General features: G+C 68.8%; 12 protein-coding genes and 1 pseudogene. 6 read left to right on the top strand and 7 right to left on the bottom strand.

Annotated features, from left to right (window positions below; translation table 11 throughout):
- Together KD1_RS12885 and KD1_RS12880 are read right to left on the bottom strand one after the other, a co-directional pair.
- Positions 1-532 (bottom strand): annotated as a pseudogene (locus tag KD1_RS12885) (methylmalonyl-CoA mutase family protein); the annotation flags it as partial.
- Positions 533-737: 205 nt separating this feature from the next.
- A complete protein-coding gene (locus KD1_RS12880) occupies positions 738-1,688 on the bottom strand; it encodes a pirin family protein (RefSeq protein ID WP_068402530.1) in 951 nt (316 codons plus the stop codon).
- Positions 1,689-1,831: 143 nt separating this feature from the next.
- Here KD1_RS12880 and ppk2 point away from each other — a divergent pair, with 143 nt between their 5' ends.
- Entirely contained in the window at positions 1,832-2,722 is an 891-nt protein-coding gene (ppk2, locus tag KD1_RS12875; protein WP_068402528.1) for a polyphosphate kinase 2, read from the top strand.
- 76 nt (positions 2,723-2,798) lie between these two features.
- Here the strand turns inward: ppk2 and KD1_RS12870 are convergent, their stop codons facing one another.
- Complete coding sequence (locus KD1_RS12870; RefSeq protein WP_068402526.1) at positions 2,799-4,361, bottom strand: dolichyl-phosphate-mannose--protein mannosyltransferase; 1,563 nt, start codon at positions 4,359-4,361, stop codon at positions 2,799-2,801.
- A gap of 44 nt (positions 4,362-4,405) precedes the next feature.
- Positions 4,406-4,951: a Uma2 family endonuclease gene (locus KD1_RS12865; RefSeq protein ID WP_068402524.1), complete on the bottom strand. Its 546-nt coding sequence runs from the start codon at positions 4,949-4,951 to the stop codon at positions 4,406-4,408.
- A gap of 93 nt (positions 4,952-5,044) precedes the next feature.
- On the opposite strand from KD1_RS12865, the gene rsmI reads away from it, so the two are divergent.
- Positions 5,045-5,887 (top strand): 16S rRNA (cytidine(1402)-2'-O)-methyltransferase, encoded by an 843-nt coding sequence (gene rsmI / locus KD1_RS12860; RefSeq protein WP_068402522.1) that lies wholly within the window; start codon positions 5,045-5,047, stop codon positions 5,885-5,887.
- Here rsmI and KD1_RS12855 read toward each other — a convergent pair.
- Positions 5,854-6,561 carry a polyamine aminopropyltransferase gene (locus tag KD1_RS12855; RefSeq protein ID WP_068402520.1) on the bottom strand — a complete coding sequence of 236 codons (708 nt, stop codon included), beginning with the start codon at positions 6,559-6,561 and terminating at the stop codon, positions 5,854-5,856. The two genes, rsmI and KD1_RS12855, sit on opposite strands and share 34 nt — an antisense overlap.
- A 162-nt stretch (positions 6,562-6,723) precedes the next feature.
- On the opposite strand from KD1_RS12855, the gene KD1_RS12850 reads away from it, so the two are divergent.
- The 4 genes from KD1_RS12850 to KD1_RS12835 all read left to right on the top strand — a co-directional run bounded on the left by KD1_RS12850 (position 6,724) and on the right by KD1_RS12835 (position 11,288).
- Complete coding sequence (locus KD1_RS12850) at positions 6,724-7,443, top strand: succinate dehydrogenase cytochrome b subunit (protein ID WP_068402518.1); 720 nt, start codon at positions 6,724-6,726, stop codon at positions 7,441-7,443.
- Between the two features lie 12 nt (positions 7,444-7,455).
- Positions 7,456-9,465: a fumarate reductase/succinate dehydrogenase flavoprotein subunit gene (locus KD1_RS12845; RefSeq protein ID WP_068402516.1), complete on the top strand. Its 2,010-nt coding sequence runs from the start codon at positions 7,456-7,458 to the stop codon at positions 9,463-9,465.
- On the top strand, positions 9,462-10,205 hold the full coding sequence (locus KD1_RS12840; RefSeq protein WP_068402514.1) for a succinate dehydrogenase/fumarate reductase iron-sulfur subunit: 744 nt from the start codon (positions 9,462-9,464) through the stop codon (positions 10,203-10,205). The genes KD1_RS12845 and KD1_RS12840 overlap by 4 nt, the downstream gene beginning before the upstream one ends.
- Before the next feature lie 189 nt (positions 10,206-10,394).
- The gene (locus tag KD1_RS12835; RefSeq protein WP_068402512.1) at positions 10,395-11,288 is read left to right on the top strand and encodes a hypothetical protein; all 894 of its coding nucleotides are present in this window, start codon (positions 10,395-10,397) and stop codon (positions 11,286-11,288) included.
- 4 nt (positions 11,289-11,292) lie between these two features.
- Here KD1_RS12835 and KD1_RS12830 read toward each other — a convergent pair whose 3' ends face one another.
- Positions 11,293-12,069, bottom strand: coding sequence for a CPBP family intramembrane glutamic endopeptidase (locus tag KD1_RS12830; protein ID WP_068402510.1), 777 nt, complete (start codon positions 12,067-12,069; stop codon positions 11,293-11,295).
- 76 nt (positions 12,070-12,145) lie between these two features.
- On the bottom strand, positions 12,146-13,021 hold the full coding sequence (locus KD1_RS12825) for an endonuclease/exonuclease/phosphatase family protein (protein WP_068402508.1): 876 nt from the start codon (positions 13,019-13,021) through the stop codon (positions 12,146-12,148).
- Positions 13,022-13,197: the final 176 nt, after the last annotated feature.

Here is a 13,197-nt window from a genome sequence, read left to right as displayed (position 1 = left end):
GGTGACCGGCGATGCCGCGGTCGCGCCACACCGCGCGCAGGGCGTCGGCGGCGGCGGCCTGGTCGGTGGCGCTGGTGACGGACACCGGCGCGAGGTCGAGGATGACGTGCTCCATCGCCGCGGCGAGGTCGCTGGCCTTGACCGCGTGGTCACCCACCTCGAACCACAGCGACGTCACGCCGTTCTCGAGGTCGGTCAGCACGGCCTTGGCGGTGGTGGCGACCTCCGGATCGTCGTGCAGCGCCCGCACGCCCCACGGCGTCTGGGCCGGTCGGAACCCGCTGCCGCGGGTGAACGGCATGACACCCGGGTGCCCGAGGGGCTGGTCAGCCTCGTCGGCGAGGTAGAGCGGGTCGATCTCGATGTTCTCGACCGTGGTGGTGCGCAGCCGCGCCTCGGAGGCCGGGCCATCGAGCTGCTTGTCGGCAGGACGACCGCGGTTGATGACCTTGGCGACGAGGTCTTGCCACTGCTCGTGGGACACGGGGGCGAAGCCCTCGGCCAGGGGCATCGTCGACGATTCCGGCGTCATTGGAGGGGACCTCCCCGGTTGGACCTGGCCGGTGGGGGTCGTGGCCACGGGGGAGCGGCGGTGACCCCGGATGCCGGCGAGGCAATGCGTACAGGGCGTGCGTGATGGGCGCAGCACTCGGCCACGCGTCACCAGCCCCGTCAGCCTAGCGAAGCGAATTCGCCGACCGGGCCCCGCCCCAGTGAGATCCCTCCGCGGCCCCGAGCTAGAGCTGGGTCGGCTCCTGCCGCAGCCAGGTCGGCGCCGCCGCCGGGATCGTCGGCAGGCTCGAGTTCACCCGGCCGAACCGGTCGGCGTTCTGCGCCGCCCAGTCGCGGTAGGCGTCGGTGATCTCCTCGCGGGTGCGCGCGACGAAGTTCCACCACATGACGATCTGCTCGTTGAACGGGACTCCGCCGATGAGCATGACCTTCGCCGGCCCACGCACGGCCAGGTGCAACTCGTCACGACCCTCACCGAGGTATCCGAGGTGGCCCGGAGTCAGGGTCGTGCCGTCGAGCCCGACCTCCCCTTCGAGCACGACCAGGCCGTGTTCGAAGGTCGACTCCAGACCCATCGTCGTCGGCGCGCGCAGGTCCAGCTCGGCGCCGACCAGGGCCGTGTCGTGCCGCGCCGGGCTGGTGGCACCGGCGAACTCACCGGCCAACACCGTCGCGACCCCACCGTCGAGGTCGGCCTGCGGCAGATCGGAGTAGTGCTCGAACAGCGATCCGCCCGCGCGCGTCGCCTCGGGCAGGGCCACCCAGAGCTGGATGCCCTGCAGTGTGCCGCGGTAATGCCCGGTGGCCTCCTCCGAGTGGGTGATGCCGTTGCCCGAGGTCATGAGGTTCAACTGCCCGGCCTTGATGACCTGCTCGGAGCCGAGGCTGTCCTTGTGCAGTGCCTCGCCGTCGATCAGCCACGTCACTGTCTGCAGGCCGATGTGCGGGTGTGGCCCGACATCCAGACTGTGGTTCTCGGTGACATCCGCCGGACCCATGTGGTCGGCGAAGCACCACGCTCCGATCATGCGACGGGCCCGACGCGGCAGCGCACGCCGCACGGTCAGGTGACCCACGGCCGCCTCATGGCTGTCGGTCACCTCGATGCAGGGCGCACTGGGGTGGCCGGAGTCGGGGGTGTCGGAGACGTCTTCGGCGGTGACTGGTCCACTCATGCCCTCCACTATGGCCGAGCCCGGCCCGGCGTGCGGGCCAGTTGAGGGCGGCGATGCGCCGGGCTCGTTCGGCCCCGCACCGCGCGCACCGCGCACCTCTCCGGCAGACTGTCCTCGACCCGCCGCGCCACCAAGGAGCTGAAGTGCAGCAGAACCTCCGTGAGTACATCGACCGCCTGCGCACCGAGGGGTACACGGTCAGCAGCCCCGAGGGTGAGGACCCCGACCTCATCGACCCGGGCGGCTCCGCCGTCGACACCTGGCGCGAGGACTACCCCTACGACGAGCGCATGTCCCGCGAGCAGTACAACATCGAGAAGTACCTGCTCCAGGTCGAGTTGCTGAAGTTCCAATACTGGACCCAGGACACCGGCGACAAGCACGTCATCGTCTTCGAGGGCCGCGACGCCGCCGGCAAGGGTGGCACGATCAAGCGCTTCATGGAGCACCTCAACCCCCGCGCGGCGCGCACCGTCGCCCTGACGAAGCCCTCGGACCGCGAGGCGCACCAGTGGTACTTCCAGCGCTACATCCAGCACCTGCCCACGCACGGCGAGATGGTCCTCTTCGACCGCTCCTGGTACAACCGCTCCAACGTCGAGCGCGTCATGGGCTTCTGCACCGAGGAGCAGTACCAGCGGTTCATCCGCCAGGCACCCCGGTTCGAGGAGATGCTCATCGACGAGGGCATCTCGCTGACGAAGTACTGGTTCTCGGTCACCCAGGCCGAGCAGCGCACCCGCTTCGCCATCCGCCAGATCGACCCGGTGCGTCGCTGGAAGCTCTCCCCGATGGACCTGGAGTCCCTCGGCCGCTGGGAGGACTACACCGCGGCCAAGGAGGAGACGTTCCGCCAGACCGACACCGACATAGCGCCGTGGACGACGATCAAGTCCAACGACAAGAAGCGCGGCCGGATCAACGCGATCCGTCACTTCCTCAACCAGTTCGACTACGACGGCAAGGACCCCAACGTCGTCTACGACCCCGACCCGCTGATCGTCAAGCGCGCCCGCGACACCGTCGGCGACTGATTCCGACCGAACCACTGACACGTGCGGCCGCTGCCCGATCGGGGCAGCGGCCGCACGTGGTATCAGGACCGTGGCGTCAACGCCAACTGGGGAACCACATCCGGTTGTTCCATTCGGCCAGCGGGATGACCTGCGCGGTCCAGATCGGCCAGAAGTACGCGAAGTTGGCGAGCACGATCATGCAGTACGCCCCTACGAGCAACAGCCCCACCTGCCGTCGCACGGGCGGAGCGTCGTGGCGTCCGATCACCAGGCCGCAGACGAACACGCAGGCCAGGACGACCCACGGCACGAACGACACCGCGTAGAAGGTGTACATCGTGCGTGATTGCAGGAGGAACCACGGCAGCCACCCGCCGGCGAACCCGGCCAGGATCGCCCCCGCCCGCCAGTCGCGCCGACCGATCCAGAAGTACACGAGCACCACGAGGGCCAGCGTCGCCAGCCACCAGATCGACACCGACCCGATCGAGTTGATGGCCTTGCTGCACTCGTCGACCGCGCAGCCCTCCACCCCCCGCTTGGGCCCCTCGTAGAAGAACGACGTCGGACGCCCCTGGATCATCCAGCTCCACGGGTTCGACTGCCAGTCGTGGGGCGTGTTCAGCCCGCGGTGGAACTCGAAGATCTGCTGGTGGTAATGCCCGAAGCTGAACAGCGCATCGGGCACCCACGCCCACCGATCACTGGGCGGATTGAGCTCGGCGTAGTTGCGGTCGAAACCGCGGTCGCTGCGAAACCACCCCACCCACGACGCGAGGTACGTCACGCCGACCGCGCCGACGACGGTCACGAACGCCTGCGGAGCATCGCGGAGCATCGTGCCCGAGAACCACCGGGAGATCCCTGCGGCCCGGCGGGCACCGAGCTCCCACCAGACGGTCATCAGCCCGAAGACGACGAGGAAGTACAGACCCGACCACTTCGTCCCGGCGGCCAGACCCAAGCTGATGCCGGCGACCAGCCGCCACGGCCGCCATCCCAACCACGGCCCGTACCGCAGCCGCTCGCCCAGCGGTACCGCGCCGACCTTCTCGGCCAGCAGGGCGCGCGAGGCGTCCCGGTCGATGAGGAGCGCACCGAATGCGGCGAGGGCGAAGAACATGAGGATGAGGTCGAGCAGCCCGGTGCGCGAGTGCACGAAGTGGTGCCCCTCGAACGCGAGCAGGAACGCCGCCAACGTGCCGAGCAGCGTCGAGCCGAACAGGCGCCGCGCGATCCGCCCGATCATGAGGATCGAGACCGTGCCGAGCACCGCGACCGAGAACCGCCAGCCGAACGACGAGGTCGTGCCGAAGAGCCATTCACCGAACGCGATGATCCACTTGCCGACCGGCGGGTGGACGACCATGTCGCCCTCGTTCGGGTTGAACACGTCGAGCGGGACTCCGGTGGTGAACGTCGGGTCGACCTTCTCGCCCTCGGCCTTCCACCGCATCTCGACGCCCCACTCGAGCATCGAGACGCCCTGCTTGACGTAGTACGTCTCGTCGAAGACGAGCTGATGCGGGCGCCCGAGCTGCCAGAAGCGCAGAATCCCGCCGACGACCGCGAAGAACAGCGGCCCGAGCCAGCCCCACAGCGCATCGGTGGGCCGGAAGCCGAGCAGGCGGTCGCGCAGCTCCTCGGTTCGGGTCATGACGGTCACTCTAGGGCGAGCGAGCGGTCCGATGAGCTGGGCCGTCAGCGCGCGAGGGCCGCCGGGCAGATCGTCACGCCGAATGGCGTGGTCGACGTCCATTCCTCCTCGCCGACCACCCGAGCCACCTCGAGGTACCCGCCGTCACGAAGCTCCCAGGCAATCAGCATGGGCTCGAGTGGGTCGACCACCCAGTAGGACGCAGTTCCGGCCTGCTCCAGACGTGTCTTCTTGAGGTTGAGGTCGATCAGTCGGGTGCTGGGCGAGAGCACCTCGATCGCCTGCACCAACTCCGGGTCGCCGGGGTCGTAGGCGTCCTCGGGGCGCTTGATGATGACCACGTCGGGTTGGAGCACCGTGTCGTCGGCCAGCGGGATGTCGAAGGGTGCGGCCAGCAGCTCCAGCTCGGCCGGTGGATCGATCATCGCGCGGATCAGTGACATGACGACTCGCTGGTGCGCAAACGACGGTGACGGTGTCACGATCAGCGCGCCGTCGATGAGCTCGTACCGGTGACCATCATCGGGTGTCGATGCCAGATCAGCGCGAGTGAGCGGTCGGCCCTGCGGAAGGGTTGTCACAGCTGTCATGGTGCCTCATCTCGGTCGGGTTCGTCATGGCCCGATCCCGTCGGAAGGCGCCGACACCGGCGAACGGTTCTCCACAGGGGCGACGGTGAGAGGATGCGGCACGTGTCCGGTCTCCTCGTGCTTGCTGCCACCCCCATCGGGGACCCGCGTGACGCCGCTCCGCGGTTGTCGGAGGAATTGGCCCGCGCCGATGTCGTCGCGGCCGAGGACACCCGGCGGCTGCGGCGCCTGTGCACCGATCTCGGGGTCGAGCCATCGGGGCAGATCGTCAGCTATCACGAGCACAACGAGGCCGCCAAGACGCCCGAACTCGTGGCGCGGATCGCCGCGGGGGACCGGGTCGTCCTCGTCACCGACGCCGGCATGCCGTCGGTGTCGGACCCCGGCTACCGCCTGGTGACCGCGTGCATCGACGCCGATCTCGACCTCACCTGCGTGCCCGGCCCGAGCGCGGTGCTCATGGCCCTGGCCGTCTCCGGGCTGCCGGTCGATCGGTTCTGTTTTGAGGGGTTTCCTCCGCGCAAGGCCGGCGAGCGGGCCCGGACTTTCGCAGCCCTCGCGACGGAGCCGCGCACGATGGTGTTCTTCGAGGCTCCGCATCGCATTGCCGAGACCCTCACGGCCATGGCCGAGGCGTTCGGGCCGGAGCGCCGTGGGGCCGTGTGTCGTGAACTGACCAAGACCTACGAGGAGGTCAAGCGCGGCGGGCTCGCCACCCTCGCAACCTGGGCCGCCGACGGGGTGCGCGGTGAGATCACCGTGGTCGTCGCCGGGGCCGAACCCGTTGTGGCCGACCTGGACACCGCCGTGGCGCAGGTGCTCGAGCGGGTCGCCGGGGGAGAACGGCTCAAGGACGCCTCGGCCGCGGTGGCGCAGGCGAGTGGCCTGAGTCGGAAGGTGCTCTACGACGCGGCGGTGGCGGCGCGCGCGACGTAGAGCGCGTAGTCGAACTCGCGCCCCTCGCGCGACACCGGGACGATGAGTTCCTCGGTCGGCGCCAGGGAGCGCAGTCGGGTCAGCAGGGCGGGTTCACGCTGGGCCGCCCAGATGGCGAGGATGCCGCCGGGCGCGACCCGGGACAGGGCCGCGGTCAGGGTGGCCTCGGAATACAGGTGTGCGTTGCCGGCGTGCACGAGGAAACTCGGGCCGTTGTCGACGTCGAGCAGCACGATGTCCCAGGGGCCCACCGGCTCATCCGCTGCGCCGGTCAACACCGCCGCCACATCGGCGCTCCGGAGATGGACGCGCGGGTGACGTGCCACCAGCCCGAGGGTCGGGGTCAGCCCCAGCCGGGCCCAGATGACCAGGTCCTCCTCGATCTCGACGACGTCGAGGCCCCGGACCCGCGCGTCCTTGAGGACCTCCAGCGCCGTGTATCCCAATCCGAGCCCGCCCACGAGCACCCGCGTCGGCTCGGCCACCAGGTCCAGGCTCCGCCGGGCGAGCAGCACCTCGGTGGACGTGTCGACCGAATCCATGGCGAAGACCCCGGCGACGACGAGTTCGTGGACGACGCCGGTGCCGGAGCCGCGCTCCCGGAGGGCGACCTCGCCGCGTGGCGTCGTCGCGGTGACGAGGGTGCGTGTGAGGGTGGGATCCGGGTCGTCCATGGCGGCACACTATGCCTGACGCCGCCCGCCACGGGCGCTCCGAACGCTCATTTACGACACGTCAACCTTGTCTATTACGGTCGTGTAACCGCAGGTCAGAACCCTGCCGGAATGCCGCCCCTGTGACGTGGAACTCGTCGCGGCTCGGGTACGTTACGCGTTGTGGCATCTACGACCCTCTCCCCAGCCAAGCGCGGGACGGGCCGGTCGTCCATCGGGTTGAAAATCTCGATGGCCGTCACCGGCGTGATCTTCGTGCTCTTTGTCCTCGCTCACATGTACGGCAACCTGAAACTGCTCAGCGGCCAGCTTGCCTTCGACGAGTATGCGCACCACCTGCGGGTCTTCGGGGAGCCGATGCTCCCGAAGATGGGCCTGCTCTGGATCATGCGCATCGTCCTGCTGGTCTCCGTCGTCATCCACGCGTACGCCGCGTTCACCCTGTGGGGCCGTGCGAACAACGCGCGCAGCACCCGGTACGCGGTGCACAAGATGGCCCAGGCCTCGCTCTCCTCGCGGTTCATGCGCTGGGGTGGCGTGACGATCCTCCTGTTCGTGATCTTCCACCTGATCCACTTCACGATCGTCAAGCCCAACATCAACGCCGACTACACCCAGGCACAGATCGACGCGAGCCCCTACATCATGGCGACCGCGTCGTTCAAGATCTGGTGGGTCGTGCTGATCTACGTGCTGGCAATGATCGCCCTGGGCATGCACATCAACCACGGTCTGTGGAGCGCCACGCAGACGCTGGGCTGGGCGAACTCGCCCTCGGCCCGCGCGACCGCCAAGGGCATCGCCCTCATCGTCGCCGCGCTGACGGTTGTCGGTTTCCTCATCCCGCCGCTGGCTGTCGCCTTCGGCCTGATCGCGAAGTAAGGGGCGGCTGACATGACCGAACTCATTCACGGCCTGTACACCGAGGGCGAGGCGCTGGTCGACCCGTCGGCGCCGACCGGCCCGATCGAGACCCGCTGGGAGCGGACCAAGGACGCCAACCGCTTGGTCAACCCGGCCAACCGCCGCAAGCTGTCCGTCATCATCGTCGGCACCGGCCTGGCCGGTGGCGCCGCCGGAGCCACGCTCGGCGAGGCCGGCTACCAGGTGAAGTCGTTCTGCTACCAGGACTCCCCGCGTCGCGCGCACTCCATCGCCGCGCAGGGTGGCATCAACGCGGCCAAGAACTACAAGGCGGACGGCGACTCGATCCACCGCCTCTTCTACGACACCGTCAAGGGCGGCGACTACCGCTCCCGCGAGTCCAACGTCCACCGCCTCGCCGAGGAGTCGGTGAACATCATCGACCAGTGCGTCGCGCAGGGTGTGCCCTTCGCGCGCGAGTACGGCGGTCTGCTCGACAACCGTTCGTTCGGTGGTGTGCAGGTCTCGCGCACGTTCTACGCCCGCGGCCAGACGGGTCAGCAGCTGCTCATCGGCGCCTATCAGGCCCTCGAGCGGCAGATCGCGGCCGGCACGGTCGAGATGTTCACCCGTCACGAGATGCTCGAGCTCGTCGTCGTCGACGGCAAGGCCCGCGGCATCATCGTGCGTGACATGGTCACCGGCGAGATCGAGACGCACCTGGCCGACGCGGTCGTGCTGGCCACCGGCGGCTACGGCAACGTCTTCTTCCTCTCGACCAACGCCGTCGGCTCGAACGTCACCGCCACGTGGCGTGCGCACCGCAAGGGTGCCTACTTCGGCAACCCCTGCTACACGCAGATCCACCCGACCTGCATCCCGCAGCACGGTGACAAGCAGTCCAAGCTGACCCTGATGTCGGAGTCGCTGCGCAACGACGGGCGCATCTGGGTGCCCAAGGACGCCGCGGACTGCGACAAGGACCCGCGCACCCTCCCCGAGGAGGCCCGCGACTACTACCTCGAGCGGATCTACCCCTCCTTCGGAAACCTCGTGCCGCGTGACATCGCCTCCCGCCAGGCGAAGAACATGTGCGACGACGGTCGCGGCGTCGGCCCGTCGATCTCCGAGGTCGGCCCCGACGGCGTGACCCGCGACGTGCGTCGTGGCGTCTACCTCGACTTCGCCGACGCGATCAAGCGCCTGGGTCGCCCGGCCATCGAGGAGAAGTACGGCAACCTCTTCGACATGTACGCGCGGATCACGGGGGAGAACCCCTACGAGACGCCGATGCGTATCTACCCGGCCGTGCACTACACGATGGGTGGCCTCTGGGTCGGGTACGACCTGCAGTCCACGATCCCGGGCATGTTCGTCGCCGGTGAGGCCAACTTCTCCGACCACGGCGCGAACCGCCTCGGCGCCTCGGCCCTGATGCAGGGTCTGGCCGACGGATACTTCGTGCTGCCGAACACGATCCGTGAGTACCTCGCGGATGCGCCGTTCGAGAAGATCTCCGAGGACCACCCGGCCGTCGTCGAGGCCCGCACATCGGTTGAGGAGCGCATCAACTACTTCCTCAACTCCAACGGCAACCGCACCGTCGACTCCTACCACCGCGAACTCGGCTCCATCATGTGGGAGTACTGCGGCATGGAGCGCACCGAGGAGGGCCTCAAGCTCGCGATCGACAAGATCCGCGCGCTGCGGGCCGACTTCTGGACCAACGTCAAGGTCCTGGGCAAGAACGAGGAGCTCAACCAGGCGCTCGAGCGGGCCGGTCGCGTGGCCGACTTCCTCGAGCTGGGCGAGCTCATGTGCATCGACGCGTTGCACCGCCGCGAGTCCTGCGGCGGTCACTTCCGCGCCGAGTCCCAGACCGAAGACGGAGAGGCGCTGCGTCACGACGACGAGTTCGCCTACGTCGGTGCGTGGGAGTTCGGCGGCCAGCCGGGGCCCAACGGCATGGGCGCGCCGGTCCTGCACAAGGAGGACCTGGTCTACGAGTTCATCGAGATGAAGCAGCGGAGCTACAAGTGAGACTGACACTGAAGATCTGGCGCCAGGCCAACGCCTCCGCCAAGGGGTCGATGCACACGTACGAGATCGACGGCATCTCGCCGGAGGAGTCCTTCCTCGAGATGCTCGACGAGCTCAACGAGCAGCTCACGGCCAAGGGTGAGGACCCGGTTGCGTTCGACAGCGACTGCCGTGAGGGCATCTGTGGCATGTGCGGTCTGATGATCTCGGGCCAGGCACACGGCCCGGAGGTCACCACGACCTGCCAGCTGCACATGCGCTCGTTCAACGACGGCGACACCATCACCGTCGAGCCGTGGCGCGCCGACGCCTTCCCGGTGGTCAAGGACCTCGTCGTCGACCGCAGCGCGTTCGACCGCATCATCCAGTCCGGCGGCTTCATCTCCGCCAACACCGGGTCCGCTCCGGAGGCCCACTCGACGCCGGTGCCTAAGCCGAAGGCCGACCGCGCCTTCGACGCGGCCACCTGCATCGGCTGCGGTGCCTGTGTCGCCGCGTGCCCGAACGCCTCGGGCATGCTCTTCATGGGCGCGAAGATCACCCACCTCGGTGAGCTTCCCCAGGGCCAGGCGGAGCGCGGTTCCCGCGTGCGGGCGATGGTCGCCACCCACGACGGCGAGGGCTTCGGCGGATGCACGAACATCGGTGAGTGCGCCGCCGCCTGCCCCAAGGAGATCCCGCTGGACGTGATCTCCCAGCTCAACAACGACCTGCGCAACTCGGGCAAGTACCTGCGCTGAGTCACCGCCACCCGGGCTGATGCCACAACCGGGTGAGCCTTCCGTGGGCCCCGGTCTCCTCGTCGAGACCGGGGCCCACGGGCATGTCCGGGGCGGAGCGCGGTGTGGTCGGGTTGGACGAGGTCGGCCGGGTTGGACGGGGGAGCGCGCCCCGTTGCGGGCCGTACGGCGATCCGAAAGGGTTGGGGCATGAACCAGGGGATCAGCAGCGGGGGCACCAACAACGGCGGCACCAGCACCGAGCAGTGGCGGCACGCCGAGTACGAGGCAGCCCGGGAGCGAGACCGTCGGCAGCGGAGCGTCCCGCCGTGGAGCCTGCTGTTCACGGTGCCGTTGTTCCTGGCGTTCGTCATCCTGGTGTTCGCCGGGCTCTGGCTGATCCGGACCACCGGCGAGGCCGAAGGGTGGCTGACGTTCCTGGTCGCGGTGCTGATGTCGTGTCTCATGGGAACGGCGGTGTGGCACGGGATCCGTCGGTGGCGCGGGGTTGAGGCGCTGCCACCGGCCTACTTCGGACCGGCCACGTGGCAGCGGCGCCCGGGCCAGTACGACGTCGTCACTGCCCGAGACGGGCGACGATGGTGGGTACGCTCCGGGTGGCCCCTGGGCTCCTTTGCGGCGCCGGTGCTGAGCGGTCCCTTCGAGGCCACACACGACGGTCAGTTCTACGTGGACGCCGCCAACGTCAACGGGCAGTTCTGGGGGCCGGACGGCAACGTCGCGCTGGCCACGCTCATCACCGATGCCACCGAGGGTGAGAAGCCCATGCACGAGGCCGCGCTCTCCGGGTGGTTGCCCTCGTGGTTCCACAAGGCGGTGGCGGCCCGCCCCGCGGACCTCGTCATCGACACCACCCCGCAGCCGGGTGGATCGCGCAAGGGCCACATGGCCGTCACGCTGCCCGACGGGCGGGTCTGGGACATGCGCGGAGCGTCGACTGAATCCGAGGACATCCCGGTCACGATGCGTGGTCTGTCCGGGCGACTGTTCCTCTGGTTCTCCCCGGATGAGAAGCGCGCGGCCGGGGTCTTCGCCAGTGTGCTCGGCGATCAGCACTCCGTGCTCGTGACGCCGCAGAAGTAGTGGCCTACAGCCACCCCACCCGTGGCGCCACGAGCGCGTAACCGACGAACGCGACGACGTCGAGCAGCGTGTGCGCGACGACCAGGGGCATGGTCCGGCGAGTGCGCGTGAAGAGCCAGCCGAACACGACTCCCATGATGATGTTGCCGACGAACCCGCCGAACCCCTGGTAGAGGTGGTAAGCGCCGCGGATCAGGGCCGAGAGGCCGATCGCGGTCCACTTCCGCCAGCCCGCCTGACCCCAGCGCGTGAGCAGGTACCCGACCATGAGCACCTCCTCGAGCACGGCGTTCTTGATCGCCAGGAGGATGAGCACCGGCACCGTCCACCAGTAGGCGTCGAGGTTGGCCGCTGCGACCGTCGTGTTCAGGCCGATCTCGCGGGCAACGAGGTAGAGCGCCAACCCCGGGATACCGATGGCCGCCGTCAACCCCGTGCCGAGGGCGAGGTCGAACCCGGGCCGGGCGCGGTCGAACCCGATGACGCGGGCCGGGTGGGCGACGTCCCGACCGAGCAGATGCAGGGCGAGGGCGACCGGGACGAGCACGAGCACGATGCTCGTGAGTTGGTAGACGAGGTCCCACGTCGGGCTGTCGACGAACGGGGTGTTCATCGCCGTGGTCTGATCGGCCAGGCCGCCCGGCTGGCTGAGTTTGCGCAGGATCGACAGCACCGCCCAGACCGCCGAGGCCCCGAGCGAGACTCCGAGCACGAGCCACGTCTCGGTCACGAGCGTGCGCGGACTGAGCGGACTCGGCGGCGGCCATGGGGAACGGGTCACCCCGCGAGCGTACGCACGCCCTGGTCATGCAGAACGCGCGGTATTCAACGCGTTCTGCATGACCGTGGCTGACCGGTCAGCGAGCCGCGTGCACGTCACCCGGGTGGGGCAGGGTCACCTCGGCCACGACCGGCATGTGGTCCGAGGCGATCGTCTCGATGACCTCGGCCGAGCGGGGCGTGACGTCCGAGGAGGTCAGGATGTAGTCGATCCGGCCCTTCGGGTCGTCGCTGTCGAAGGTGTAACCGAGGCCCTCGCCGACGACCGGCCACACGTCGCTGAGCACCGAGGTGAACACCGGGTACTCGGCCGAGTCGGGGCGGGCGTTGAGGTCGCCGACGAGCACGCTGGGGGTGGTCGTGGCAGTAACGATGTCATTGACGACCTTGGCCTGTGCCAACCGGCCCGGCGTGCTGTTGTGCGTCAGGTGGGTGTTGAAGAAGCGGAACGTCGTGCCCCGCACGTTGATGTCGGCCTGGGCCAGGCCACGCTGCTCGCCGCGCGGGTGGTTGGGAAGCGGCGTGTTCGTGCAGTTGCGCAGCTTGTACGAGGAGAGGATCGCCGTTCCGTACTGCTGGCGGTGCGTCTGACCGGCGACCGGGGCGTTGTCGAGGTTGGCCGAGTAGCAGACGTTCATCGACAGTTGGTCGGCCAACTCCTGCGCCTGGTCGGCGAACTCGGAGCGCGAGCCCCAGTGGTTGTCGACCTCCTGCAGGCCGATGATCTCGGCGCCGGAGTCGCGGAGCACCCCGGCGATGCGGTCGAGGCTGAGCACGCCGTCGGCACCGGCCGCGTGGTGGATGTTGTAGGTCGCCACGCTGACGGTGCGCTGGGCGGCCTCGGGCAGGGTGTCGCTGGGGGCGGCGACGGCCGGGGTGACGGCCGCGAGCGCGACGACGCCGGTAGCAGCGACGGTGACGGATGCAGAAGTGCGAAGGTTAAGGCGGTACATCGGGGTCCTCTCGGATCGGGGAACCCCCAGCCAATCGCAGCCCGGGTGGCCGGCAAGTGACGCGCAGATGACCATCAGGCGAGCGTCCGGTGAAAGCCCCGGTCATGCAGAGCGCGCAGTATTCAACGCCTTCTGCATGACCGGAACCGATCGGTCCAGGGGGCGAGCCTAGCCCC

It is taken from the genome of Kribbia dieselivorans NBRC 106261, from assembly GCF_001552435.1.
Taxonomy (GTDB): Bacteria; Actinomycetota; Actinomycetes; order Actinomycetales; family Dermatophilaceae; genus Kribbia; species Kribbia dieselivorans.
Note: the sequence above shows the minus strand (reverse complement) of the source record. Positions and strands in the feature narration are given on the sequence as shown.

Coding starts and splice junctions, on each gene's coding strand:
- KD1_RS12865 (WP_068402524.1), bottom strand. CDS start 4,951: ATGACAGCTGTGACAACCCTTCCGCAGGGCCGACCGCTCACTCGCGCT.
- KD1_RS12845 (WP_068402516.1), top strand. CDS start 7,456: ATGACCGAACTCATTCACGGCCTGTACACCGAGGGCGAGGCGCTGGTC.
- rsmI (WP_068402522.1), top strand. CDS start 5,045: ATGCGGCACGTGTCCGGTCTCCTCGTGCTTGCTGCCACCCCCATCGGG.
- KD1_RS12880 (WP_068402530.1), bottom strand. CDS start 1,688: ATGAGTGGACCAGTCACCGCCGAAGACGTCTCCGACACCCCCGACTCC.
- KD1_RS12825 (WP_068402508.1), bottom strand. CDS start 13,021: ATGTACCGCCTTAACCTTCGCACTTCTGCATCCGTCACCGTCGCTGCT.
- KD1_RS12835 (WP_068402512.1), top strand. CDS start 10,395: ATGAACCAGGGGATCAGCAGCGGGGGCACCAACAACGGCGGCACCAGC.
- KD1_RS12855 (WP_068402520.1), bottom strand. CDS start 6,561: ATGGACGACCCGGATCCCACCCTCACACGCACCCTCGTCACCGCGACG.
- KD1_RS12870 (WP_068402526.1), bottom strand. CDS start 4,361: ATGACCCGAACCGAGGAGCTGCGCGACCGCCTGCTCGGCTTCCGGCCC.